Below are 26106 nucleotides of genomic sequence, written 5' to 3'. Positions count from 1 at the left end.
ACCGCGGGTGGTGCCCGACCACCGGTTGAGATAAAAAATCAAACGCCACTGGTTGCCAAATCCGAACGATTCTTTTGTTTCCCTTTTGTACTCTTTGCCTCTTCACTTTCGCAGTGAGTCTCGCCATATTCCGGCCATGGCCAAAGCTCCGAAGAAATCTCCCGCCCCGAATGGCTTCGAGGAAGCCCCACAATCGTCTTTTGAAGGTGCCCCTCTAGAGGGTTCCGTCGCCGACTGGGTGAAGCAGCTGGAGGCCGATGCCGAGGCGTCAAGCGTCGAGACGCAGCGCCAGATCGCCTCGAAGGCCGGAAAACACCGCAAGAAGGTGGAGATCGCGGCCTCCAAATCCGCACGCGGCACCTCGATGGGCGGCTCGACCGATCCGAAGACCCGCGCCGCCGCCGGTCTGAACCCCGTCGCAGGCATGGATACGACGCTGGAGGAGGCCGCCTCGCTGCAGGCCGGCACCGCCGTCACCGCCACCGTCGACGCCCTCGCCAAGCTGATCGAGAGCGGCAACCCGCTGCACAAGAACGGCAAGATCTGGACGCCCCACCGCCCTGCCCGGCCGGAGAAGTCCGAGGGCGGCATCTCGATCCGCATGGACTCGGAATACCAGCCTGCCGGCGACCAGCCGACCGCCATCAAGGACCTCGTCGAGGGCCTGGAGAACGGCGACCGTTCCCAGGTGCTGCTTGGCGTCACAGGCTCCGGCAAGACCTTCACCATGGCCAAGGTGATCGAGCAGACGCAGCGCCCGGCTCTGATCCTCGCCCCGAACAAGACGCTCGCCGCCCAGCTCTATTCCGAGTTCAAGAACTTCTTCCCGGACAACGCGGTCGAGTACTTCGTCTCCTACTACGACTACTACCAGCCGGAAGCCTACGTCCCGCGCTCCGACACCTATATCGAGAAGGAATCCTCGATCAACGAGCAGATCGACCGCATGCGCCATTCGGCGACGCGCTCGCTGCTCGAGCGTGACGACTGCATCATCGTCGCCTCGGTCTCCTGCATTTACGGTATCGGCTCGGTCGAGACCTATACCGCCATGACCTTCCAGATGAGTGTCGGCGACCGGCTCGACCAGCGCCAGCTGCTCGCCGACCTCGTTGCCCAGCAGTACAAGCGCCGCGACATGGATTTCCAGCGTGGCTCCTTCCGCGTCCGCGGCGATACCATCGAAATCTTCCCGGCTCACTTGGAAGACGCGGCCTGGCGCATCAGCATGTTCGGCGACGACATCGACGCGATCACCGAATTCGACCCGCTGACCGGCCAGAAGACCGGCGACCTGAAATCGGTGAAGATCTACGCCAACTCGCACTACGTCACCCCGCGCCCGACGCTAAACGCCGCCATCAAGTCGATCAAGGAGGAGCTGAAGCACCGCCTCGTCGAACTGGAAAAGGCCGGCCGCCTCTTGGAAGCCCAGCGCCTGGAACAGCGCACCCGCTACGATCTCGAAATGCTCGAGGCCACCGGCTCCTGCCAGGGCATCGAGAACTATTCGCGCTATCTCACCGGCCGCGACCCCGGCGACCCGCCGCCGACGCTGTTCGAATACGTCCCCGACAACGCCATCGTCTTTATCGACGAAAGCCACGTCACCATCCCGCAGATCGGCGGCATGTATCGCGGCGACTTCCGCCGCAAGGCGACGCTCGCCGAATACGGCTTCCGCCTGCCCTCCTGCATGGACAACCGGCCGCTGCGCTTCGAGGAATGGGACGCCATGCGCCCCGACACGATCGCCGTCTCGGCAACGCCGGGCGGCTGGGAGATGGAACAATCCGGCGGCGTCTTCGCCGAGCAGGTGATCCGCCCGACCGGCCTGATCGACCCGCCGGTCGAGGTCCGCTCCGCCCGCAGTCAGGTCGATGACGTGCTCGGCGAAATCCGCGAGACGGCGGCCAAGGGCTACCGCACCCTCTGCACAGTGCTGACCAAGCGCATGGCCGAGGACCTGACCGAATACCTGCACGAACAGGGCGTGCGCGTCCGCTACATGCACTCCGACATCGACACGCTTGAGCGCATCGAGATCATCCGCGATCTCCGCCTCGGCGCCTTCGACGTTCTCGTCGGCATCAACCTTTTGCGCGAAGGTCTCGACATTCCCGAATGCGGCTTCGTCGCCATCCTCGATGCCGATAAGGAAGGTTTTCTCCGCTCCGAGACGTCGCTGGTCCAGACCATCGGCCGCGCCGCGCGTAACGTCGACGGCAAGGTCATCCTCTATGCCGACAACGTTACCGGCTCAATGAAGCGGGCGATGGAGGAAACCACCCGCCGCCGCGAAAAGCAGATGGCCTACAATGCCGAACACGGCATCACGCCGGAGAGCGTCAAGGCGAAGATCTCCGATATTCTCGACAGCGTCTACGAGCGTGACCACGTGCGCGCCGACATATCGGGCGCCTCGGGCAAGGGCTTTGCCGACGGCGGCAACCTCGTCGGCGGCAACCTGCAGGCGCATCTCAACGCGCTGGAAAAGCAGATGCGCGACGCCGCCGCCGACCTCGACTTCGAAAAGGCCGCCCGCCTGCGCGACGAGATCAAGCGCCTCAAGGCCGCCGAACTCGCCGTCATGGACGATCCGATGGCGCGCGAGGAAGCCCGCTCGCAGGAAGGCAGCGGCAAGAAGAGCGGCAAGCCGGCCGCCGGCGCGGGATCGCTCTTCGCCAAGCCCGGCCTCGACGACATGGCCCGCGACGTGGCCGATCCCGCCGGTAAGAGCCTCTTCCGCCGCAACACCCTCGACGAAATGACCGTCGGCCGCACCGAAAAGCCGGTCACCGGCCACCTGCCGGAAAAGCCTGATGCCGCGAAGGGCACAAAGCGCTTCTCACCGCTGCTGGAAAGCCAGCCGGACCGCGACGACGTCCGCCCGCTGGTGCGCGGCAAGACGGGGGTCGGGAGCTATGAGGATCCTGCCGAGCAGAAGCGCAAGGGCCGTACGAAGGGGAAGACGGGACGGCCTGGGCGCTGACCACCCTTCCCATCCCCGCCCCTCACCCCGATGCCATCATTCCCTCCGTTCCGTCGCGGATACATCGCAAGGCGTTGCGGCGAGGCGGGACCGGCGCCGCGTGCGGAAGAAGGACGTGAGCTTCCGCATCAAGGTCCGCAGAAAATGGTCCCTGCGGGGACGGCGGCCCGCGCGAATGCGGCGTCGAGTTGAGCCCCCGACGAGCCTGTGTGGCACACATGACCTCCGGGGAAAGCGCAGCGTCCTCAGGCAAGGCTGCAGAGGGACCGGAGCTGCGGGCATAAACCGCTGAACGGGGCGCTCCACAGCGCCATTTTGCACTTTTCAGATGAGGCTCTTTCGAGCGCCCCGTCCGAACCCTGCCGCCCGCAAGGGCCGGCTAGCCAAGGCAAGGATCAAACCACGGGTGAAACCAGCCGCGTGAAGGCAAAGCCGCTGACCGGATCTGCAGGGAAACGGGCGAAGGGACGCGGAGCGAATGGGAACGCCGCATCGGCGACTACGGCACGCTGGCGCTGCGCCTGCGCACCACCGAGATGCACGGTCTGCCGGCAACAGTCTGCGACGTGCGCAACTGCCGCCGCAAGAGATCCTGCCTGCTCGTCTTCACCCACAACAGGATACCGCTCTGCTACACTATGCTGACCGAGGAGGTGCAGGGCTGTCACCAGGCGGTGATCGAGATCGTCCGCCACGCCCTGCCCGCTCACCATCGCGGTCATGCCGGCCTCGACGCGATCCTCAGGATCCCGGCGCAGCGGCGGGCCGGTGCCGTTCGTGCCGCTTGGGCGGCCGCACCGCGTCCCATTAAACTTGCGTCAACCCCTGCATGGCATATCTGCCTCGGCAATGCGAAAGGAGACATGCATGGCATTCGTAGGCTTCAAAAACACCCACAACAACGCGATCTATGTCAATCCGGCGCAGGTCCTCTACGTCTCCGCCTTTGAGGAAGATGTCACCATCATCGCCTATGCCGTCGCCGATGCCGGCGGCAAGCCGGTGGTGTCCCATGTCCGCGGCAGCGCCGATTTCGTGCAGCACAAGCTCGGCGGCGCGGCTGTCCGTTAGGATTGCACCTCCTTGCAGGTACGCACGAGGAAGGGAAAGCGCCGCGGCGGTGCCGTTCCGGCACAGTTTCCGGAAACGGGACAGCCGCGGCTGTGCACGGTTACCATTCGTCAAGTGTCTGAATCTTTGGCCATTCCCGGTACGCAGAATCGCATGCCACAATATTGCCGCTTGCCTTTTGCTTCGAATGCTGTCACCAAATGCGGCTCTCGGGCATTTGCATGCCGGTGACTGGACTGATGTGGTAACGCCTTCCGGCAGGAAGGCAGCGTGGGGGACACCTGCGTGCGTAGACGTTCTTTCCCCGTTCGTGAACTACTCGACTGACCCTTCGTGCGTTGATTTTTCGATGAGCGCGCGCGAAAGCTAAAGCCGTCCATTTCCTCTCGGGGGGATGGATACCAGACAGACTAAGGGAAAAGGACTATCCCAATGGCCACCAAGGGCACCGTAAAATTCTTCAACCAGGACAAGGGTTTTGGTTTCATCACGCCGGAAGGCGGCGCAAAGGACGTTTTCGTCCACATCTCCGCGCTGCAGGCTTCTGGCATCCAGTCGCTGCGCGAAGGCCAGCAGGTCACCTTCGACACCGAGCCGGATCGCATGGGCAAGGGCCCGAAGGCCGTCAACATTTCGGCCAACTAATCCAAGTTTCCTGTTTCGGCAGGATGGAACGGCGCTCCGCAAGGGGCGCCGTTTTCGTTTGCGGGATGGCAAAGGACGCTCGCAAGGTGGCGCGCCATCACACTTGCGGATGCCTCCTGCCCATCTGGCGCCACGGCCGCAGTTGCACCCGTCTCCGGTCCGCTCCCCGTTGGCCTTCCACGGACATGCTGTCGCAGACGCAAACATCCCCGCTCCCGACAACAGTGCGATACTCGCTCCGAAGATCCGCGCTTCATTCCCGCACACCGGGGGAACAGGTGCGGACCAAGCCGCTGGAGATGAGAGGGAGCGTGTGTACACAAACGGCGAAGAGGCTTCTTCCGCGCAAGGGCGTGTCGCCTGTTTTCTTTAACTGGCGTGGGAATGCCATCTCGGACAGAGTCTGGCTCAGCAGCCAGGGCACAGCGTCGCCGCCTGCCGCTCGCCGGACACCGGCGCATTGCAGGATCGAGCTACGCGCCGACCGCTTCCCGTGCGCCTTCGAAATCCACGGCCGCAAAGGCGGCTGCGATCACCTCGGGCCCCGCCCCTGCCTTAACCGCATCGGTCGACAGGATCTGTCGGTAGCGCCGCGCGCCGGGCAGCCCGGTAAACAGCCCGACCATGTGCCGCGCCACCTGCTGCAGCCGCCCGCCGTTGGCGATATGGCGCTCGGCATAGGCCATCATCCGGTCGCGGATATCGCCCCAGTCGGCTGGGTCGGTGATAGCGCCATAAAAGCGATGATCGACATCGGAAAGAATGGCGGCGTTCTGGTAGGCCGCGCGGCCAAGCATGATGCCGTCGACGTGGTTCAGATGATCGGCCGCCTCGTCCAGCGTCTGGATGCCGCCATTGACGCCGATGAAGACATCCGGCCGTACCTCTTTCATGTGGTAGACGATCTGGTAGTCGAGCGGCGGAATCTCGCGGTTCTCCTTCGGCGACAGGCCCTTCAGCCAGGCCTTGCGGGCGTGGATCCAGATCGCATCGGCACCCGCATCGAGCACCCGGTCGAGAAGATCGGGCAGCGCCGTTTCCGGATCCTGCTCGTCGACGCCGATCCGGCACTTCACGGTGACCGGCACGTCAGTCACCGCCTTCATCGCGCGGACGCAGGCCGCCACGATCTCCGGCGTCAGCATCAGGCAGGCGCCGAAGGTGCCGGACTGCACCCGATCGGAGGGGCAGCCGACATTGAGATTGATCTCGTCGTAGCCGTAGGGCGCGGCGATCCGCACCGCCTCGGCAAGCTTGGCCGGATCCGACCCGCCGAGTTGCAGCGCCACCGGATGTTCGGCTGTATCGAAGGACAGCAGCCGCTCGCGCGGCCCATGAATAATCGCATCGGCCACGACCATTTCCGTGTAGAGCAGCGCATTGCGGCTGATCTGCCGGTGGAAATAGCGGCAATGGCGATCCGTCCAGTCGATCATCGGCGCAACCGCGAAGATCGGCCGGCCTGTTTTCAGGGCCTCGGCATAGAAATTGGATGTCGTCATGTCGCGCTCATAGCGCAAAGGCGGGTGAAACGCCAGTTTTCCCCGCGCAGGGCAGCAATGTCAGGATCCAAGGCAACAATGACTGTCGCTTTGACGAACCACGCTTCCCCCTTTGGTTGCTTTCCGTCTAAGATGCCAGGACTCACGAACAGCAAGAGCTCGCAATGTCCCTTCCCGCGACCGTCATCCCGCTTCCGCAACCTGCCTTGCTTCCCGTCGAAGGCACGGCCGAACTCTTCCCGGTGCGCCGCGTCTACTGCGTCGGACGCAACTATGCCGACCATGCGATCGAAATGGGGCATGACCCGAGCCGCGAGCCACCGTTCTTCTTTCAGAAGAATGCCGACAATCTGCTGCCTGAAGGCAAGGATTTCCCCTATCCGCCTCTGTCAAGCGATGTGCATTTCGAGGTCGAGTGCGTGCTGGCGCTGAAGGCCGGCGGCCGGAATATCGCCGCCGACAAGGCGCTCGACTGCGTCTACGGCTACGCCGTCGGCATAGATTTCACGCGTCGCGATCTGCAGGCCGAGGCGAAGAAGCTCAGCCGTCCTTGGGAAGTCGCCAAGGCCTTCGAATATTCCGCACCCGTATCGCCGATCGTCCCGGCAAGCAAGCTCGGCCACCCCTCGGCGGGCCGGATCTGGCTGGATTTGAACGGCAAGCGCGTCCAGGATGGCGATCTCAACCAGATGATCTGGAAAGTGCCGGAGATCATCGCCGAACTGTCAAAGCTCTTCATCCTGGCGCCAGGCGACGTCATCATGACCGGCACACCGGCGGGCGTCGGCGCCGTCAAGAAAGGCGACCGCGTCGATTGCGGCATCGACGGCATCGCCACGCTGTCGATCAACGTGGCCTGAGGGGAGATGTTATGCCAGTCTATGCGCTTGGCGAATTGACGCCGGACCTGCCGCCATCAGGCACCTACTGGATCGCGCCTGACGCCCATGTGGTCGGCCAGGTCGCGATCGCTGAGGATGTGGGCATCTGGTTTGGCGCGGTGCTTCGCGGCGACAACGAGCCGATCAGCGTCGGCAAGGCGACCAACATCCAGGAAGGCGCGATGCTGCACACGGATCCGGGCTTTCCCGTGACAATCGGCGAGGGTTGCACCATCGGTCATCACGCCATCGTCCATGGCTGCACGATCGGCGACAATTCCTTGATCGGCATGGGCGCCACAGTGCTCAACGGCGCCAAAATCGGCCGCAACTGCCTGGTTGGCGCCAATGCGCTGATCACCGAGGGCAAGGAGTTTCCCGACAATTCCTTGATCGTCGGTTCACCGGCACGGGTGGTCCGCACGCTCGACGAAGCGGTCATAGCGGGGCTTCGCCGCTCCGCCAAGAAGTACGTCGGCAACTGGCAGCGTTTCGCGCGCGACTTGCGCCCTCTATAACCGTCAGAATAGCAGACCCACGCCGGTCACGTGTCCTAAGCAGCGCAAGCCTCGCACAGACCGCGGATCTCGATCGTGGTCTTCTCTGCCTTGAACTTCTTGCTGCGCGTCCAAGCCATCAGGCGGTGATCGACCTCGTGGTCATGGAATTCCATGACATGTCCGCAGCTCTCACAAATAGCGAAGGCGACGATGCCGTGGCTGTGGCAGTTCTGGTCCGGATGCGCGCAGGCGACGAAGGCGTTGATACTCTCGAGCCGGTGCACGACACCATATTCAAGCAGCTTCTCCAGCGCCCGATAGACCTGCAGCGGCGCACGAAAGCCGTGGTCGCGCAGCTTGTCGAGGATCGTGTAGGCGCTGAGCGGTCCGTCTGCCTTCTCGAGCACCTCGAAGACGAGAGCCTGGTTTTTGGTCAAAGCGGGTGCGTTCATGAATGTGGTCCTTCCAAGGCCTGCCCGCGCCCGCGCTTCGGCAGCAGGCTCAGGACGAAGAGGATCAGGGCTGCGACGACGATCGACGGGCCGGAGGGCGTGTCGTAGGTCAGCGAGCCGAACAGACCGCCGACCACGGCAACGGCGCCGATCAGCGAGGCGAAGATGGCCATGACCTCGGGCGTCGAGGCGAAACGGCGCGCCGCGGCCGCCGGGATGATCAGCAGCGAGGTGATCAGCATGATGCCGACGATCTTCATGGCGATGGCGATGACGACGGCCATCAGCAGCATGAAGAAAAGCCGGGCCCGCTCCGGCTGCAGCCCCTCGGCCTCGGCAAGCTCAGGATTGACGGTGGAGGCGAGCAACGGACGCCAGAGCCAGGCGATCGCCGCCAGCACAAGGATGCCGCCACCCCAGATCATGACGATATCAGCCTTCGAGACCGCGAGGATGTCGCCGAACAGGAAAGCGATGAGGTCGATGCGCACCCAGCTCATGAAGGCGACCATAACGAGACCGATCGCCAGCGTCGCATGCGAGAGGATCCCGAGCAGCGCATCCGCAGACAGCGCCTGACGCTTCTGCAGGAACAGCAAGAGGATCGACACCGTCGCGGCGACGAGGAAGACGGCAAGCGTCAGGTTGAACTGCAGAAGCAGCGAGAGCGCAACGCCGAGCAAGGCCGAGTGGGCGATCGTATCGCCGAAATAGGCCATGCGTCGCCAGATGATGAAACAGCCGAGCGGGCCGGTCGTCAGCGCCAGCCCGACGCCGGCAAGGATCGCGCGGACGAAGAAATCGTCAAACATGGCGTTCTCCTGCAGGCTGCCTGTGATCATGATCATGGCTGTGATCATGACCGTGATCACCAGCATGATGATCACCGGCGGCATGGGTATGGTCGTGACCGTGGCCGGCGTGGTCGGGATGGTGGCCATCGTCGGGATGGCAGTGATCGGTCACCGAACCGTCCGAATGCAGCACCCGGCCATCCGGTAGATGTGTGTGATCGTGGTGATGACTATAGACCGCGAGTGCCTGCGCCGCGCGGCTACCGAACAACCGGACATATTCGGCACTCTGCGTTACGGCCTGCGGCGTGCCGCGGCAGCAGACATGACCGTTGAGGCAGATAACGGTGTCCGTCGCAGCCATGACGACGTGCAGGTCGTGCGAAATCAGCAGGATGCCGCAGCCGGTCGTGTTGCGGATCGATTGGATCAGATCGTAGATCGCGATCTCGCCCGAGAAATCGACGCCTTGGACGGGTTCGTCGAGCACGAGCAGATCGGGCTTGCGGGCGATTGCGCGCGCCATCAAGGCCCGCTGAAACTCGCCGCCCGAAAGATGCTGTACTTCCGCACCAAGCATATGTGACAGTCCGACCGCGTCGAGTGCGGCGGCCATATCACGGTCGGAGAGCGGCCCGGTCAGCGTCATCAGCCGGCGAACGGTAAGCGGCAATGTCCAATCGATCGCCAGCCTCTGCGGCACATAGCCGACCTTGAGGCCGGCGGCGCGTTCCACCTCGCCCTCGTCGGGCTTCAGCACGCCGATCGCCGTCTTCACCGTCGTCGATTTGCCCGAGCCGTTGGGGCCGATCAGCGTGACGATCTCGCCGCGCGAGACGGAGAAATCCACACCGCGCACGAGCCAGCGGCCGTTCCTTTGAACGCCGACATTAGAAAGCGACACCAATGGCTTCGCTTCGGAATTTGCGGGAGAGAACATCATTTTTCCGAATGTGCTGTTGCGATCTGCTATTGCACACGTTATAGCATAACGCAATTGATGTAATAACATTACATTAGCAATTCAAGCGGAGCACACCGATGAAATTCGCGATGGCCCTTACCCTGGCAGTCCCCGCCATGCTGTTTGCCGAGGCGGGCAGAACGGCGGATGCGCCTGTCGTCGTGACCTCGATCAAACCGGTGCACTCCCTCGTATCGGCTATCATGCAGGGCGTCGGTACACCCGAGCTGATCGTCGACGGCGCCGCCTCGCCGCATACCTACAACATGAAGCCGTCGAACGCGCGCGCGCTTCAGAATGCCAAGGTCGTGTTCTGGGTCGGCCCCGGACTTGAAGCGTTTCTGGAGAAACCTGTCGAGGCGATCGGGTCCGATGCAATCGTCGCCGAGCTCGATAAGGCGCCGGGCCTTACGAAGCTTAAATTCCGGGAAGGCGGCGCCTTCGAGCCGCACGATGACGGTGACCACCACGATGAAGATCATCATGACGGCGATGGGCACGATCATGCCCATGCGGACGCCGACCATGACCACGATCATGGGGCTTTCGACACCCACCTCTGGCTCAATCCGCAAAATGCCAAGGCGATGGCAGCCGAGATCACCACGACCCTCGTCGCGGCCGACCCCGCCAACGCCCTCACCTACCAGGCCAACGCCAAGACGCTGGACGACAGGCTCGACGCGCTGGACAAGGAAATCACCGGCATCGTGTCACCGGTCAAGGACAAGCCGTTCGTCGTCTTCCACGATGCCTACCAGTATTTCGAGAACCGCTATGATGTGCGGGTCGCGGGCTCGATCACCGTCAGCCCCGAAACGATCCCCGGCGCGGAACGTATTGCGGAGATCCGCAAGAAGGTCGGCGAACTCGGCGCCACCTGCGTTTTCGCCGAACCGCAGTTCCAGCCGCGATTGGTCGATGTCGTGATCGAGGGAACCAAGGCGAAGGCCGGTGTGCTCGATCCGGAGGCAGCCACGCTCGACGCTGGGCCAGATCTCTATTTCAGCCTCATGCGCGGCATCGCCAACAGCATGAAGGACTGCCTCTCGCGAGAAAGCTGAGAGGCGGCGAAGGCGGACCTCGCAGTCCGCCTTTTTCATCACAAGGCATGTAATTGTATAACATATCAGAGGCATGAATGGATACGAAGCTTCCCGTAACGGTGTTGTCGGGCTTTCTTGGCGCCGGCAAGACCACGCTGCTCAACCACATCCTTGGAAACCGGCAGGGGCTGCGTGTCGCCGTGATCGTCAATGACATGAGCGAGGTGAACATCGACGCCGCCCTCGTGCGAGACGGCGGCGCCAACCTGTCGCGAACCGACGAACAGCTGGTGGAGATGACGAACGGCTGCATCTGCTGCACGCTGCGGGACGATCTGCTGAAGGAGGTCCGCCGCTTGGCGGAACAGGGACGCTTCGACTATCTCCTGATCGAATCGACCGGGATTGCCGAACCTCTGCCGGTCGCGACCACCTTCGAGTTCCGCGATGAGAATGGCGCAAGCCTCTCCGACATCGCCAGGCTCGATACGATGGTCACGGTGGTCGATGCCGCGAACTTGCTCTCGGACTATGCATCCGCAGACTTTCTGACAGATCGCGGCGAGACCACAGGTGACGGCGACAATCGCACGATCATCGATCTGCTCGTCGAGCAGATCGAATTCGCCGATGTGATCATCCTCAACAAGATCGGCACAGCGACGACGGCTGAGCGTCAGGCCGCGCGCCAGATCATTGTCGGGCTCAATCCCGACGCAAGGTTGATCGAGACCGACTTCGGCCAAGTGGAGCTCGGTGAAGTGCTCGGAACGGGACGCTTCGACATCGACCGCGCCGAAACGCATCCGCTCTGGTACAAGGAGCTGCACGGCTTCTCCGAACATGTGCCGGAGACCGAGGAATACGGTATCCGCTCCTTTGTCTATCGCGAAAGGCGGCCCTTCGACCCTGTCAAGCTACAGCGCTTCTTCGACACCGCCTGGCCCGGTGTCGTCAGAGCGAAAGGCTTCTTCTGGCTAGCGACGCGCCCGCACCATGTCGGTGAAGTCAGCCAGGCCGGGGCACTCCTGCACACGGGCAAGATGGGGCTCTGGTGGGCGTCGGTGCCGCGTGAGCGATGGCCGGACGATGAACGCTTCCTGACGGCCATGTCGCCCTACCTCGACCCCGTCTGGGGCGACCGCCGGCAAGAGATCGTCTTCATCGGTAGCGATCCGATGCACGAGGATTGGATAAGGCAGCAGCTCGACGGCTGCCTTGTAGAGGACGAGACCTTTGCGCCGGAAAAGTGGCGCGGGCTGCCGGATCCCTTTGCGAGCTGGGGAGAGCGCGGAGCGTGACGACACAGGCTCCCAAAGCCTATCGCTGCCGATGTGAGGAATGTCAGCCTCTTCCACCGATCGAGGGATTGGCCGCGCCGCAAGCAGTGGAAGCGGAGGCAGGCGCCATCAGTCGGCTGGCCGCCGTCGTGCAGCGGCTCCTGGACTCACGCAAACAAGCACCCGATTGAATCAGAAGGGCGGCATCCAAGCCGCCCTTTCCCGATATTGGCGTTGCCGCTTAGCGAATGACGATATTCGCGATCAGGCCGTTGACCGAGCCGATGAGCAGGAAGTCGTCATCGACCTGCACCCACCGATAGCCGCGCGGCGGAGCCGACAGGCGGTAACGATGATAATCGCGCACCTCGCGCATATGGCGGCGCTCCGCCGGCGTCATGCGATGGCCGCGGCTCCACTTGTACTTCTTAACGTGAACGTCGCGCTCCACGACAACCGGCCGACGATGATCCTGGGCGCTCGCTTCGGTCGTTGCCAGCAGCGGAGCGGCAATCACGGTAGCGGCAAGAAGGAGGGTGGTGAGCTTTTTCATTGGGAGGTTCCTCGTGTTGAACACGCCCCGAACCTAGGCCCCAAGAGATGAACCGAAACTGAAACTTAAGTTAAACTTCTGTAATCATAACACACACTTAAAAGCATATGCTAAATTAATAAATGTGACATCGCCCGGCATTTTCGGGCGATGTCGGTGCCTCTATCAAAGCTCTTCGTAGTTGAACCAGTCGAAGTCTGCCGTTCTTGCGCGGCCCGACGTATCGAAGGCGAAGACCCCGGCGAAGGCGCCCGTAAACGAGCCGTGCTCGCCGCGCCCGCCTTCATCTGACACGATGCCCGCATCGAGCACGGGACCGATCGGCTGCCATGCCCCCTTGCCCTCCGTCTGCCAGAAGAACTGCAGGTCGTTGTCCCTGATCTCCATGGAAAGCTGCACGCGCCCCTCCGCCGGAATGGCGACGCCGCTGCCTGCCGGGAAGCTGAGGCGGCTGTGTGGGTAATCGCCGTCACAGGAAAAGATCGTAACGCAGCGCCCTAGCTTTTCATGCAGGGTCACGGCGATCGCATGGAACTTGTGCCTGTTGTAATAGTGGGTCAGGCCGGCAACCTGCTGGTAGGTCTCGGGATGAAACTCGACGACCGTTTCCGCCCGAAAGCTGTGGTGCTCCTGGCGGCGCGCGACGAGAGACTGCTCGAACCACGAGCCGATGCTTTCGCGGGCGATCAGTCTGAGGTGCCCCGGACGGTCGGTCAGGTTGAAGATGCGCTCCGGCTTTGGCGTGCGTAGCCACTGGAAGTCAGCAGGCAGGCTGCCGCCATCGAAGCTGTATTCGCTGCGCATGCGCTTCTCGACGGGCACGGCGCCAGCCAGTCCCGGCACGGTGACATCTGGAACGATCGTACCGTTTTCAAGATAGAGCCAGCCATCCTCCTTCCAGACGCACTTCTGCAGGCTGGTTTCGCGGCCGAGCGTGCAGCGACGCTTCGGCGGCACCGGCCGGCCGCAGAGATGCGTGTGATAGACCTGACCGTCCGGCGTTTCGACATATTGGCCGTGCCCTGCCCGCTGCAGAATGGCTTCGGGATGATCCTTCGACGTGATGAGGTGCTTGTTCGGATGCATCTCATAGGGACCGTCGATCGTGCGCGAGCGGGCCATCGTCACGGCATGTTCGTAACCGGTGCCGCCCTCGGCCGTCGTCAGGTAGTAATAGCCGTTGCGCTTGAAGAGATGCGGCCCTTCGACAAGCCCCAGCGGGCTGCCGGCGAAGATGTTCTTGATTGGCCCCTTCAACGATTGTGTCACCGCATCCCATTCCTGCATCAGGATACCGTCGAACGCCGGCGACTTCGGCGCACCGCCGAAGCTCTCGGTGCGATGGTTCCACTGCATGTTGAGGAACCACTTGCGGCCGTCCTCATCATGGAACAGTGATGGGTCGAAGCCGGAAGAATTCACGTAGACCGGCTCGGACCATTCACCCTCAATATCAGGCGAAGTCACGATGTAGTTGTGCGCGTCCTTGAAGTTGCCGTCGAAGCGCTTGACGTCGGTATAAACAAGCCAGAACAGCCCATCGGCATAGGACAGACAGGGCGCCCAGACGCCGCAGCTGTCGGGATTGCCACGCATGTCGAGCTGCGACTGACGCTCGAGCGGCCGCCGCACCATCGTCCAGTTCACGAGATCGCGCGAATGATGGATCTGGACGCCGGGATACCATTCGAAGGTCGAAGTAGCGATGTAATAGTCGTCCCCGACGCGGCAGATGGACGGATCCGGGTTGAAGCCCGGCAGGATCGGGTTGCGGATCATTGGTGAAATCTCCTCCCTGAAATATGTACACAGCTTGCGGCACGTACATCAAAACTCAATAGAAAAAACGCCCGGAACGTGTGTTCCAGGCGCTTGCGTTTATTCGCGTTCCGCAGACTTGGCCCAGAGATTGATGTCGGCCTCGCGGGCGTAGCCATCGATCTCCTTGAGTTCCTCGGCGGTGAAGTCGAGATTGTCGAGCGCCTTGACGCAATCGACGATCTGCGACGAGCGGCTGGCGCCGATCAGCGCCGACGTGACGCGGCCACCGCGTAGCACCCAGGCAATCGCCATCTGCGCCAGCGTCTGGCCGCGGCGTTCCGCGATCTCGTTGAGCTTGCGGATGTTGTCGATGATCTGAGGACGAATGAAGTCCTTCTTCAGGAAGTGGTTCTGGGCCGCACGGCTGTCCTGAGGGATGCCGCCGAGGTACTTCGTCGTCAGCATGCCCTGCGCCAGCGGCGAGAACACGATCGAGCCCATGCCGACGTCGTCGAGCGTATCGAGCAGCTTGTCGTCCTCGACCCAACGGTTGAGCATGGAATAGCTCGGCTGGTGGATCAGGCAAGGCGTGCCGAGATCCTTCAGGATCGCTGCCGCCTCACGGGTACGCTGCGAACTATAGGACGAGATGCCGACGTAGAGCGCGCGGCCCGAGCGGACGATATGGTCGAGTGCGCCGCAGGTTTCCTCAAGCGGCGTATCCGGGTCGAAGCGGTGCGAATAGAAGATATCGACATAATCGAGGCCCATGCGTTTCAGGCTCTGGTCGCACGAGGCGATCAGGTATTTGCGGCTGCCCCACTCGCCGTAAGGACCGGGCCACATGTCGTAGCCAGCCTTGGACGAGATGATCAGCTCATCGCGCAGACCTGAAAATTCGGTGCGAAGGATTTCGCCGAAGGCGGTTTCGGCGCTGCCTGGAGGCGGGCCGTAGTTGTTGGCGAGGTCGAAATGGGTAATGCCAAGATCGAAAGCGGTGTGGCACATGTCGATCTTGCGGTCATGCGGCGTGTCGCCACCGAAATTGTGCCAGAGGCCGAGGGAGACGGCCGGCAGCTTCAAGCCTGAACGGCCCGTGCGGTTATACTTCATCTTTGAATAGCGGTCGGAAGCCGGTTGCCAGCTCATAATTCTGATCCTTTAAGCGAAAAGGCGCGGGCTCGTCGCCCGCGCCGGACCATAGTCCTTTGGACGCTTACTTCAAGAGCGCCAGTGCCTCTTCGATGCCGAGCGCGGCCGGCTGCGTGCAGGTCGTCGTCAGCTCGATGAAGCGGCCTTCCTCGCCCGACTTCAGGATCGAAGTCATGACGTCGACGCCGTGCAGCGTGCGATCGAGCGAGCAACGCGCATCGCGGCCCTCGATGATCGCCATCGCCATGTCGGCGAGACCTGCCGTACGATAGTTGGCGCGCGGTCCCTGCGGGCTTTCCTGGTTGAAGATGCCGAACGGATGCTCCCAGCCGTCGAGCGCCTTGATCTCCTTGTCGCGGCCGCTCGCCTCGACGACGCCGCCGAAAAAGTTCGGGTCCGGGACATAAAGCGAACCGTCCGTGCCGTAGAGCTCCATATTGGCATGGCGGTGAGACCAGACGTCCCAGCTCGCCGTCAGCGTGACAGTCGCGCCGCTGACGAATTCGAGGATCGCCTGGATCGTCGTCGGCGTCTTGACCGGGATGATCTCGCCATGACGCGGCTGGCTGGTGATCGTACGGGTGTCGGACGCCATGGAGGTCATGGCACCGACGCGCTTCACCGGACCGATCAGGTTGATCAGGTTGGCGATGTAGTAAGGGCCGAGATCGAGGATCGGACCGCCGCCGGGCAGGAAGAAGAAGTCCGGGTTCGGATGCCACATCTCCATGCCCGGGCTCATGACATAGCACGCACCCGAAGTGACGCGGCCGATGCCGCCTTCGTCGATGTACTTGCGGGCAAGCTGATGCGCGCCGCCGAGGAACGTATCCGGAGCGCAACCGACGGAGAGGTTCTTCTCCTTGGCGATGCGGCGTAGCTCTTCACCCTGCTCCAGGGTGAGAACCAGCGGCTTTTCCGAATAGACGTGCTTGCCGGCGTCGAGGATCGCCTTCGAAACCGGGAAATGCGCGTCGGGGATGGTCAGGTTGACGATGACGTCGATCTCGTCATTGCCGAGAAGCTCGTCGATCGTCTGTGCCTTGACGCCGTATTCCTCGGCGCGGGCCTGGGCGGCCTGCACGTTGATATCGGCACAGGCCAGAACCTTGAGGCCCTTGAAGAGCGGGGCCAGCGAAAAGTAGGTGGTGGAGATGTTGCCGCATCCGATGATGCCGACGCCAAGTTCCTTGATCATGATGTGCCTCAGTATGTCTTGAAGGATGCGATCGAGCGGGTGATCAGGCGATCGACATCGGCCGGATTGTCGTGCTCGACGACGTAGTGCTTGGTCTTGGTGCCCTTGAGTGCTGCGACGAGCTTTGCCCAAGGCAGTGTGCCGTGGCCGACGTCAGCCCAGCCATCCTCGTTCTTGTTCTCGCCTGCCGGCGCAATGTCCTTAACGTGAGCCGAGGTGATCCGAGACCCGAGCTTTTCGATCCAGGCGAACGGATCGGCACCGCCACGAACGACCCAGGCGATATCGGCCTCCCAGGAAATATCAGGCGCGCCTTCGAAAATGCGCTCGATCGGCAGCGAGCCGTCGGCCAGCTTCACGAACTCAAAGTCATGGTTGTGCCAGCCGAACTCATAGCCCGCATCCTTGTAGGGCTTGCTCATTTCCTGCAGACGCTTGCCGAATGCCAGCCAGCCGGCACCATCGGTCGGGCGCTGATCGGCGGCCAGGTGGGGCGCATAGATCGAGTCCATGCCGAGGATCTTGGCAATATTCAGCGACTTCTTGACTTCGCCGTCGAGGAAATCAGGGCTGAAATGGCCGCTGGCCATGACAAGGCCGTTCTTGTCGAGTTCCGCACGCAGGCCCTTCAGGCCGGCATCGTCGAGATCCGCGTAGATGCCGCCAAAGCCTTCGACTTCCTGATAGCCGGCCTTGCCGAGCTTTTCGAAGATCGCCGAATAGGGCTGGAAGTTACGGGCGCTGTAAAGCTGAAAACTCAGTTTCGTCATCATTCCTCCTCGGGCCTCGTGCCCATTGCATTTCAATCAGGATCAATCCACGGATTGGCAGGATTGCAGGTCATAGAAACGGAAGTCCGGCAGGGCACCGCCCGCGAGCGGCGTGGCCGGGGTGAAGGTGATGCGGCGCGTCTCGCCCGCCGCCAGATCGAAGGCATTGTCGGAATACTTGCCGCCGGTGTCGGTCTCGATCATCACGAAGAGCGCCAGTCCCTTGGCGGTGACGTTGAGACAGATGGAGCCGTCTTCCTCGACATATTCGTGCGTCACCATCAAGCCTGCCGGCTCCAGCTCCAAAGCCTTGTAGGTGCCGTGGACATAGTGCCCCTCGCCGCCCATACCGTTCGACGCCGTGAAGCGCCAGGCAAGCAATGTACCCGCCGGTAGATCCGCCACGTCGATGGTTGCGGCGGTCACTGCCGCATCAGGCGTGCAGACCGCCTGAACATCCTTCAGGTGCTTGCGCTCGCCCTTCATGTCGAGGACCGAGATCGACAGATCAACGCTGACTTCGGCCAGCGTGTCGTTGACCAGCGAAAAGCGGATCGTCTTTTCGTCCTCATCAGGGATTGCCGCGACAGCGACGGGCTGGAAGAAGCGCTTGACGAGATAATGCATCGCCTTCCAGCGACCGCCGTAGTCAAGGCTCGACCACGAGGCAACCGGCCAGGTGTCGTTGAGCTGCCAGTAGATCGTGCCCATGCAATGCGGCTTCAGCGAGCGCCAGTATTCCACCGCCGTCTTGATCGCGAGACCCTGCTGGATCTGGCTGAGATAGACGAAGTTCGGGAAATCCTTCGGGAAGCGGAAGTAGCGGAACATGGTCCCGGCAATGCGCTCATTGCCGCCGGCATTCTTCTGGTGCAGCTCCATGACCGGCGACGCGACGTTCATATCCTTGGCGTCGGCATAGGTCTTGATGACGGGCAGCGACGTATAGGACTGGAAGCCGAATTCCGAGCAGAAGCGCGGGCGTACCGTGCGATAATTGTCGAACGACTTATTCTCGTGCCAGACAGACCAGTAGTGCATGTCGCCGGAGCCGTCGGCATGCCAGGCATCGCCGAAATCGAGATAGCCGGATGCCGGGCTCGACGGCCACCAGATCGCATCGGGAACCGCCTTCTTCATCGCCTGCTCGATCGTGCGGTTCAGACGGTCATAGGAAACGAGGTAGCGGTCGCGGTCCTTCCTCGATTCCTCGAACCAGGTCAGTGCGCCGACCAGCTCGTTGTCGCCGCACCACAGCACGATCGACGGATGCGATGAGAGCCGACGGACCTGATAGTCGACCTCGAGCGTGACGTTGTCGAGGAAGTCCTCGGTCGAGGGATAAAGATTGCAGGCGAACATAAAGTCCTGCCAGACCATAAGGCCGAGCCGATCGCACAGATCGTAGAAGTGGTGGTGCTCGTAAAAGCCGCCGCCCCAGACGCGGATCATGTTCATGTTGGCGGCCTTGGCCGACTGCAGCAGATCCTCGGTTTGTTCAGGGCTCGACAGCGAAAACAGCGCATCGGCCGGGATCCAGTTGGCGCCGCGGCAGAAGATTTCGCGGCCGTTGACCTTCAACGCGAAGCGACTGCCGGCAGCATCGGGTGTCGTGATGAGTTCGACCGTGCGAAGGCCGATCTGCTTGGTCACCGCATCCGTCGGCAAATCGACCGTCAGTGCATACAGCGCCTGCTCGCCGCTGCCGGCCGGCCACCAGAGCCGCGGCTTGTCGATCTCGAAGACATGATTGACCACCGTCTCGCCGGCACCAACGCCGACGTCGAGACGAACGCGCTCACCATCAAGCGAGAAATGGACCGGCACGATGCCGGGGTTCTTGGCAAACAACGTCGCGCTGACCTGCAGATCCACGGAACCGTTGAGATTGTGCACCTGCCGCGTCGTGACATGCTCGATGCGAGCCGTATCGAGCTTGCGCAACGCGATCGTGCCGTAGAGCCCAAGGGGTGCAATCGCAATGTTCCAGTCCCAGCCGAAATGGCACTGTGGCTTGCGCAGCATGTTGCCGTTGGGGATAGGCGAATTGCCTGTCGAATAGGGAATATAGAAGGGCTGCCTAGCCTGCCGGTCGGCGCCAGCCGCAATGCTCGAATGCAGGACGACGCGAATAACATTGTCGCCGGCCTTCAGCTGGCCGCCGACGTCAGGTCGATAGCGCCGAAAGCTGTTATCTGCAAGCAGAACCGGCGAGCCGTTGATGAAGACGGCAGCCACCGTATCGAGATAGTCGATATCGAGATACCAGTCGCCATCCGGCTCCGACAGCGTGAAGCTACGCTCGAGCTGCCAGTCGCGATGCGCGACCCACTGAACGACTTCCTCGTTACGGCCGAAATATGGATCGGGAATGAGCTCGGCGGCATGCAGGGCCGTGTGCACATCGCCCGGCAGCGTAATCGATGTCGTGACTTCGCCATCGGCTGAAGTGAGCGTCCACGATCCTGATAGGTCGAGGTTAAACCCATTTGTCGGCAAGAATGTCATAGTATTATCCCGATCGGGCCGCGCTTGGGAATGCCCGCACCCGCGAGCCGCAGCCGAACTTGGTGGCCAGATGGCCGATTGGACGAACGGACGGAACCGAAGCTCCGCCCGCATTGCGGTTTCTAAAGGCGAAGCTCGCTCTCGGCATCGAAGATCGACGCCAGCGACATGTCGAAGCCGAGCTTGACGGCCGAGCCCGGGCTGAAGCGACGTGAGCCATTGATGCGCACCGACATCGTGTGGCCGGCGTGCTTCAGCCAGAGCAGGTTATCGGCGCCCATCGGTTCCTCGATGTCGACGGTCGCATCGTGAACCTCAGCACCGAGATTCTCGTTGACCTTCACATGTTCCGGACGAACGCCGAGGATGACCTTGCGCCCGGCCTGCAGCACTTCGGGCGTTTCATAGTCTGCGACAGAGAAATTCACGCCGTTGGCAGTGAAGAACGTCTGCTCGCCCTGCTTGGCGATCTCGCCGTGCAGGAAATTCATCGACGGCGATCCAATGAAGCCGGCAACGAAGAGATTGCGTGGCCTGTTGTAGATCGTTGTCGGATCGGCGAGTTGCTGGATGATGCCGCTCTTCATGATCGCGATGCGGTCGGCCAAGGTCAGCGCTTCGATCTGGTCGTGCGTGACGTAGATCATCGTATTGTTCAGCGACTGGTGCAGACGCTTGATTTCGACACGCAGTTCCGAGCGCAACTTGGCGTCGAGGTTCGACAACGGTTCGTCGAACAGGAACACGTCCACATCGCGCACCAGGGCGCGGCCGATCGCGACGCGCTGGCGTTGGCCGCCCGAAAGTTCGGCCGGCTTGCGCTTCAGGAGCGGCTGGATCTGCAGGATCTCGGCGGCACGCGCAACGCGCTTGTCGATTTCCTGCTGCGGCACCTTGGCAACCTGAAGACCGAAGGACAGGTTTTTCTCGACGCTCATCTGCGGATAGAGCGCGTAGGACTGGAACACCATACCGATGCCGCGGTCCTTGGGCTCCTCCCAGGTGACATTCTTGCCCTTAATGAAGATCTGACCGTCCGACGCATCGAGCAGACCGGCGATGCAGTTCAGCAAAGTGGACTTGCCGCAGCCTGAAGAGCCGAGCAGCACGAGGAATTCGCCGTTGTTGATTTCGAGATTGAGGTCCTTGAGCACACTGACCGCGCCGAAATTCAACGAAAGATCTCTGATGGAAACGCTCGAATTCATGGATCAGCCTTTCACTGCGCCGGCGGCGATGCCACGGACGAAAAGTCGTCCCGACACGAAATAGACAACGAGCGGCACCAGACCCGTGAGGATCGTTGCGGCCATATTGACGTTGTATTCCTTCACGCCTTGGACAGAATTGACGATGTTGTTGAGCTGCACGGTCATCGGATAGGTGTCAGGCCTTGTGAAGACGACACCGAACAGGAAGTCGTTCCAGATACCGGTGACCTGCAGGATCATGGCGACGACGAAGATCGGCAGCGACATGGGCAGCATGATCTTGAAGAAGATCTGCCAGAAGCCCGCCCCGTCGATTCGCGCAGCCTTGAAAAGTTCCTGCGGCAGCGATGCAAAGTAGTTGCGGAACAGCAGCGTCAGAATCGGCATGCCGAAGATGCTGTGCACGACAATCAGGCCCGTCAGCGTTCCGTAGATGCCGATCTCGCGCAGCACGATGACGATCGGATAGATCATGACCTGGTAGGGAATGAATGCACCGACGACGAGGATCGAGAAGAAGAGTTCTGATCCCTTGAATCGCCAGTTGGCGAGCGCATAGCCGTTGACAGAGGCAATGGCGATCGAGACGATCACCGAAGGAACAGTGATGCGCACCGAATTCCAGAAGCCGCGCGAGAGGCCATCGCAGTTGAGACCCGTGCAGGCGGTCGCCCACGCCTTTACCCAGGGCTCGAAGGTGATTTCGAGCGGCGGTGCGAAGATGCTGCCAAGCCGGATTTCCGGCATGCCCTTCAGCGACGTGACGATCATCACGTAGAGCGGAAGCAGGTAATAGGCCGCGGCGACGAAAAGCGTGCCGTAGAGCATGATGTTGCGCGCAGAGATCACCCGCTTCGGCTTCGGGCCGCTGGGGCCGGAGACGGATTTGTCGGAGATGCGACCATCGGCAGTCTTGAGAGCAATAGCATCAGGCACGTTTACGCCCTCCGAATTCCAGATAGGCCCAGGGGATGATGATGATCGCAACGGTGACCAGCATCATGGTCGAGGCAGCAAAGCCCTGCCCCAGATTCTGAGCCTGGAACATGTAGTCGTAGACGTATTTCGCGGGCACCTCCGACGCGATGCCGGGACCGCCGCTGGTCTGCGCCACCACGAGGTCATAGACCTTGACGATGCCGCTGGCGATGATGACGAGCGTCGTGATGAAGACAGGCCGCATCATCGGAATGACGATGAAGAGATAGGTCTTCCACATCGGGATGCCGTCGACGCGCGCAGCCTTCCAGATGTCTTCATCAATACCGCGCAGGCCGGCGAGCATCAGGCACATGACAAGACCCGTGCCTTGCCAGAGGGCGGCAATCAGGATGCCGTAGATGACGATGCTTGGCGTATAGAGCGGGTCAAAGGTGAAGCTCGTCCAGCCGAGCGAGCGCACCACCGACTGGACACCGAATTCGGGGTTGAGCACCCACTGCCACACAAGGCCCGTCACAATGAAGGACAGGGCGAACGGATAGAGAAAGATCGTCCGGAACGTATTCTCGAATCGGATCTTCTGATCCATCAGCGCCGCCAACACGAAACCGATCACCAGGCTGAAGATAAGCGAGAGAACGCCGTAGACAGCGAGGTTCTCTATGGAGACGATCCAGCGCGGAGCAGCCCAAAGGCGCTTGTATTGATCAAAACCGACGAAGCTCAACCGCGGAAGGAGCTTCGAGTTGGTGAATGAATAGAACACCGTCCAGACCGTGCCGCCGAGAAAGATAACAAGGGCGGTAAGGATCATGGGGATGGATGCAATCTTCGAATTCAGATTGCGCAGTAGCTGATTTGGCCGGCCTGCTTTCGCTTGACCCGTCATTGTAATTCCTCCTGAATCGCAATTCCTCTGTGATCCAGAGCGGCGAACCGTCTGCCGGTCGCCTCCTCTTCTCACTCCCGTACCGAGACCGGACGATCGCGCATCAGCGCGTGTCAGTCGCAAGCGCTGCCGTCACCCGGATCACGATGGGAGTTCCAGGCAAATCCGGCTCCGTCAGACGGAGCCGGATCGCAACAGCAGCGGAATGCGACGATCAGTCGGCAGAAGCGATGATTTCAGCGAAGCGCTTCTGAGCGGCTTCCGGCGTCATCGACGGATTTGCGAAGAACTCGGAGAACAGGTCTTCCTTCTGCTTCTGGCTGTCCGCCGACAGAAGTTGGTCCGTGCCTTGGATCACATTGCCCTTGGCCAGGATGTCGAGACCTTTCTTCATGCAATCGTTGGCGGCGGCAAGGTCAACGTCACCGCGAACCGGCAGCGAGCCCTTCTTCAGGTTGAAGGCAACCTGCGTCTTGGGATCGAGAAGCGTCTTGGCGAGGACATCCTGCGCCTTCGACTTGGCTTCATCCTTAAGCAGCGGGAAGTAGAAGGCATCACCACCGGTAGAGATGATCTCGTTCACGCCGAGGCCCGGAAGGCAGGTGTAGTCGGTACCGGCTTTCTGGCCGGCCACCTGGAACTCACCCTGCGCCCAGTCACCCATGATCTGGCCACCGGCCTTGCCTGTGATGACTAGGTTGGTTGCCTGGTTCCAGTCCTGGACGTTGCTGCCCTTCGACATCTTGCGAGCGTCGTCGGCAGCCTTGAAAACCTTGGCGATCTCCGGACCGGCGGCAGCTTCCGCGTCCTTCTCCTTGAACACCTTGTAGAACGTGTCCTTGCCGGCGATGGCAACCATCAGCACGTCGAACGCGCCGGCAGCCTGCCACGGCTGACCGCCAACGGCGAGCGGAACGATGCCGGCCTTCTCAAGCGCCGGAGCGGCAGCGACGAATTCGTCCCAGTTCTTCGGCACTTCGACGCCGGCCTTCTTGAAGGCTGCATTCGAAAGCCACAGCCACTGCCAGGAGTGAATGTTGACTGGAGCGCAATAGATCTTGCCGTCGATCGTGCAAGAATCGAGCAGGCTCGACGGACGAACGATGTCCTTCCAGTGCTCGGCGGTGGCCACGTCGGTCAGGTCGCGCATCAGACCAGCCTGGACCAGTTCCTCGGCCTGCCGGCCATGGTTGAACTGCGTTGCACCCATCGGGTCACCGCCGGTGATGCGGCTGATCATGATCGGACGCGCAGTACCGCCGGAGCCGGCGATTGCACCGTCGACCCACTTGTTGCCGGTTGCATCGAATGCCTTTGCGAGCTCCGCCACGGCAGCAGCTTCGCCGCCCGATGTCCACCAATGGGTGACTTCAAGATCGGTCGCGCTGGCCGCACCGAGCGGCAGCACTACGGAAGCGGCAAGTGCAGCCGCCATCAAACGAAAATTCATGAGTTCTCCTCCCTCACTGAAACGTTGCCGGAAAAACTTAGTTCAATCGATATTTGGGTGCAACAGCTCGCCTCCAAAATTTTCTTTTCGAGGGGCATTTGCTACCAATGACTGTTGAGATGCTCGCATTTTCAACACCGTGGCGCCATTCTAGCCAACAGATTGAGCATTTGCACACACCTCTTATCATATTGATATATAGATATATAATCGCCTTATTTAGCCTGCGCAACCAAGATTTTTGTTCGCAGCCGCAAAAAATCCGAGCAAAATCGACAGATTCAACCAAAAAGAGTAGTGGCCGCAACGCCATGATAAAAAGCTCTCGACATTTCTACTGTATCGTTACAGATTTTGCTCCTTACGGGAGGAGCAGCTATTGCGTTCTTTGTGCTTACAGCGCTTCGAAAAGACTCTATAAGCGGGACCAAAACGCGCAGGACGGCCTAGAGGGATGGAAAACAAAGCGAATTTCGCAGGAGTGGCCTCCGAGGCAACTCGAGAGCGGCCGACACTGAAAACGATTGCCTTCATGACCGGGCTCGGCGTGACGACGGTGTCGCGCGCCCTCAAGGATGCCCCTGACATCGGCGCGGAAACCAAGGAACGGGTTCGCATGGTCGCCCGCCAGCTTGGCTATCAGCCGAACAGGGCCGGCGTGCGCCTGCGAACCGGAAAGACCAACGTCATTGCGCTGGTCCTCAGCATCGATGAAGAAATCATGGGCTTCAGCAGCCAAATGGTGTTCGGCATCTCGGAAGTGCTGACGGGCACGCCCTATCACATCGTCGTCACGCCGCATTCCCACAGCAAGGATCCGATGCTGCCGGTGCGCTACATCCTGGAAACGGGATCGGCGGACGGCGTCATCATCTCCCGCATTGAGCCCGACGATGCGCGGGTCCGGCTGCTGGCCGAACACAACATGCCCTTTGCCACGCACGGGCGCACCGATGCCGGCCTTACCCACCCCTTTCACGACTTCGACAACGAGGCGTTCGCCCATCAGGCCGTCGAGAAGCTGGTCGGCAAAGGCCGCAAGCGCATCGCCCTTCTCCAGCCTCCAAGCAAGCTCACATACTACACGCACATGCGCATCGGATTTCAGACGGGACTGCATGACTACGGCGCCGAGGAAGTGCCGTTGCGCGTCACGATCGACAACCCGCTGGAGGAAATCCGCAATGCCGTCGAGGTGATGATGCGCGCGCCGAATGCGCCGGATGGAATCGTTTGCTCCGCCGGAAGTGCCGCCATCGCCGTCAACGCCGGTATAGAGGCCGCTGGCAAGCGGCTTGGCCGGGATGTCGACATGGTCTCCAAGGAATCGGCGCCGATCCTCAACTGGATCCGTCCGGAGATCATCACCGCCTATGAGGACGTCCGCCACGCCGGACGGGAGATGGCGAAGGCGGTTATCGCCCGCATCGACGGCATCGAACCGGAGTTGCTGCAAAGCATCAGCCAGCCCGTCTGGTCGCGGAAAGTCAAGTAGACCATCGCCATCGCCATCGCCGCGCCACCTCTATCCGATGGCGGCAGAGG

Annotated in this window: 23 protein-coding genes; 8 read left to right on the top strand and 15 right to left on the bottom strand. The window is 61.5% G+C overall.

Annotated features, from left to right (window positions below; all coding sequences use genetic code 11):
* The first annotated feature begins 136 nt into the window (after positions 1 to 136).
* Entirely contained in the window at positions 137 to 2992 is a 2856-nt protein-coding gene (uvrB, locus tag K9B32_RS01545) for an excinuclease ABC subunit UvrB (protein WP_224560148.1), read from the top strand.
* 395 nt (positions 2993 to 3387) lie between these two features.
* On the opposite strand, the gene K9B32_RS01540 is transcribed toward uvrB, so the two are convergent.
* Positions 3388 to 3714 carry a hypothetical protein gene (locus K9B32_RS01540; protein ID WP_224560147.1) on the bottom strand — a complete coding sequence of 109 codons (327 nt, stop codon included), beginning with the start codon at positions 3712 to 3714 and terminating at the stop codon, positions 3388 to 3390.
* 145 nt (positions 3715 to 3859) lie between these two features.
* On the opposite strand from K9B32_RS01540, the gene K9B32_RS01535 reads away from it, so the two are divergent.
* Both K9B32_RS01535 and K9B32_RS01530 read left to right on the top strand, forming a co-directional pair.
* Entirely contained in the window at positions 3860 to 4063 is a 204-nt protein-coding gene (locus K9B32_RS01535) for a hypothetical protein (protein WP_224560146.1), read from the top strand.
* Positions 4064 to 4495: 432 nt separating this feature from the next.
* On the top strand, positions 4496 to 4708 hold the full coding sequence (locus K9B32_RS01530) for a cold-shock protein (protein ID WP_007533154.1): 213 nt from the start codon (positions 4496 to 4498) through the stop codon (positions 4706 to 4708).
* A 473-nt stretch (positions 4709 to 5181) separates the two neighbouring features.
* Here K9B32_RS01530 and dusA read toward each other — a convergent pair whose 3' ends face one another.
* Positions 5182 to 6210, bottom strand: a complete 1029-nt coding sequence (dusA, locus tag K9B32_RS01525) for a tRNA dihydrouridine(20/20a) synthase DusA (RefSeq protein ID WP_224560145.1) — start codon at positions 6208 to 6210, stop codon at positions 5182 to 5184.
* 164 nt (positions 6211 to 6374) lie between these two features.
* Here dusA and K9B32_RS01520 point away from each other — a divergent pair, with 164 nt between their 5' ends.
* A complete protein-coding gene (locus K9B32_RS01520; RefSeq protein WP_224560144.1) occupies positions 6375 to 7070 on the top strand; it encodes a fumarylacetoacetate hydrolase family protein in 696 nt (231 codons plus the stop codon).
* 11 nt (positions 7071 to 7081) lie between these two features.
* Complete coding sequence (locus K9B32_RS01515; protein WP_224560143.1) at positions 7082 to 7609, top strand: gamma carbonic anhydrase family protein; 528 nt, start codon at positions 7082 to 7084, stop codon at positions 7607 to 7609.
* A gap of 35 nt (positions 7610 to 7644) precedes the next feature.
* On the opposite strand, the gene K9B32_RS01510 is transcribed toward K9B32_RS01515, so the two are convergent.
* From K9B32_RS01510 to K9B32_RS01500, 3 genes are read right to left on the bottom strand one after another with little or no spacing between them, the layout of a single operon-like run.
* Positions 7645 to 8043 carry a Fur family transcriptional regulator gene (locus K9B32_RS01510; RefSeq protein ID WP_224560142.1) on the bottom strand — a complete coding sequence of 133 codons (399 nt, stop codon included), beginning with the start codon at positions 8041 to 8043 and terminating at the stop codon, positions 7645 to 7647.
* On the bottom strand, positions 8040 to 8855 hold the full coding sequence (gene znuB, locus K9B32_RS01505) for a zinc ABC transporter permease subunit ZnuB (RefSeq protein ID WP_224560141.1): 816 nt from the start codon (positions 8853 to 8855) through the stop codon (positions 8040 to 8042). Before znuB ends, K9B32_RS01510 begins: the two co-directional genes overlap by 4 nt.
* Positions 8848 to 9777 (bottom strand): metal ABC transporter ATP-binding protein, encoded by a 930-nt coding sequence (locus tag K9B32_RS01500; RefSeq protein ID WP_224560140.1) that lies wholly within the window; start codon positions 9775 to 9777, stop codon positions 8848 to 8850. The genes znuB and K9B32_RS01500 overlap by 8 nt, the downstream gene beginning before the upstream one ends.
* A 101-nt stretch (positions 9778 to 9878) precedes the next feature.
* Here K9B32_RS01500 and znuA point away from each other — a divergent pair, with 101 nt between their 5' ends.
* Together znuA and zigA are read left to right on the top strand one after the other, a co-directional pair.
* On the top strand, positions 9879 to 10865 hold the full coding sequence (gene znuA / locus K9B32_RS01495; RefSeq protein WP_224560139.1) for a zinc ABC transporter substrate-binding protein ZnuA: 987 nt from the start codon (positions 9879 to 9881) through the stop codon (positions 10863 to 10865).
* Between the two features lie 77 nt (positions 10866 to 10942).
* Positions 10943 to 12148 (top strand): zinc metallochaperone GTPase ZigA, encoded by a 1206-nt coding sequence (zigA, locus tag K9B32_RS01490; RefSeq protein ID WP_224560138.1) that lies wholly within the window; start codon positions 10943 to 10945, stop codon positions 12146 to 12148.
* A gap of 220 nt (positions 12149 to 12368) precedes the next feature.
* On the opposite strand, the gene K9B32_RS01485 is transcribed toward zigA, so the two are convergent.
* From K9B32_RS01485 to K9B32_RS01440, 10 genes are all read right to left on the bottom strand, one after another.
* Positions 12369 to 12680 (bottom strand): RcnB family protein, encoded by a 312-nt coding sequence (locus K9B32_RS01485; RefSeq protein ID WP_224560137.1) that lies wholly within the window; start codon positions 12678 to 12680, stop codon positions 12369 to 12371.
* Positions 12681 to 12845: 165 nt separating this feature from the next.
* On the bottom strand, positions 12846 to 14459 hold the full coding sequence (locus K9B32_RS01480; protein ID WP_224560136.1) for a glycoside hydrolase family 43 protein: 1614 nt from the start codon (positions 14457 to 14459) through the stop codon (positions 12846 to 12848).
* 99 nt (positions 14460 to 14558) lie between these two features.
* Entirely contained in the window at positions 14559 to 15590 is a 1032-nt protein-coding gene (gene mgrA, locus K9B32_RS01475) for an L-glyceraldehyde 3-phosphate reductase (RefSeq protein ID WP_224560135.1), read from the bottom strand.
* A gap of 67 nt (positions 15591 to 15657) precedes the next feature.
* A complete protein-coding gene (locus K9B32_RS01470) occupies positions 15658 to 16791 on the bottom strand; it encodes a Gfo/Idh/MocA family protein (protein WP_224560134.1) in 1134 nt (377 codons plus the stop codon).
* Between the two features lie 8 nt (positions 16792 to 16799).
* Complete coding sequence (locus K9B32_RS01465) at positions 16800 to 17561, bottom strand: sugar phosphate isomerase/epimerase family protein (protein WP_224560133.1); 762 nt, start codon at positions 17559 to 17561, stop codon at positions 16800 to 16802.
* Positions 17562 to 17603: 42 nt separating this feature from the next.
* Positions 17604 to 20069 carry a beta-mannosidase gene (locus K9B32_RS01460; RefSeq protein ID WP_224560132.1) on the bottom strand — a complete coding sequence of 822 codons (2466 nt, stop codon included), beginning with the start codon at positions 20067 to 20069 and terminating at the stop codon, positions 17604 to 17606.
* A 122-nt stretch (positions 20070 to 20191) separates the two neighbouring features.
* Complete coding sequence (locus tag K9B32_RS01455; RefSeq protein WP_224560131.1) at positions 20192 to 21277, bottom strand: ABC transporter ATP-binding protein; 1086 nt, start codon at positions 21275 to 21277, stop codon at positions 20192 to 20194.
* 3 nt (positions 21278 to 21280) lie between these two features.
* Positions 21281 to 22216 (bottom strand): carbohydrate ABC transporter permease, encoded by a 936-nt coding sequence (locus K9B32_RS01450; protein ID WP_224560130.1) that lies wholly within the window; start codon positions 22214 to 22216, stop codon positions 21281 to 21283.
* Positions 22209 to 23111 (bottom strand): carbohydrate ABC transporter permease, encoded by a 903-nt coding sequence (locus tag K9B32_RS01445; RefSeq protein WP_224560129.1) that lies wholly within the window; start codon positions 23109 to 23111, stop codon positions 22209 to 22211. The genes K9B32_RS01450 and K9B32_RS01445 overlap by 8 nt, the downstream gene beginning before the upstream one ends.
* A gap of 214 nt (positions 23112 to 23325) precedes the next feature.
* The gene (locus tag K9B32_RS01440; protein ID WP_224560128.1) at positions 23326 to 24561 is read right to left on the bottom strand and encodes an ABC transporter substrate-binding protein; all 1236 of its coding nucleotides are present in this window, start codon (positions 24559 to 24561) and stop codon (positions 23326 to 23328) included.
* 454 nt (positions 24562 to 25015) lie between these two features.
* Here K9B32_RS01440 and K9B32_RS01435 point away from each other — a divergent pair, with 454 nt between their 5' ends.
* Positions 25016 to 26056 carry a LacI family transcriptional regulator gene (locus K9B32_RS01435; protein WP_132592874.1) on the top strand — a complete coding sequence of 347 codons (1041 nt, stop codon included), beginning with the start codon at positions 25016 to 25018 and terminating at the stop codon, positions 26054 to 26056.
* The last annotated feature ends 50 nt before the right edge of the window (positions 26057 to 26106 follow it).

Source organism: Rhizobium sp. 3T7, assembly GCF_020166565.1.
Classification (GTDB): domain Bacteria; phylum Pseudomonadota; class Alphaproteobacteria; order Rhizobiales; family Rhizobiaceae; genus Rhizobium.
This window is presented reverse-complemented; position numbering and strand designations above follow the sequence as displayed.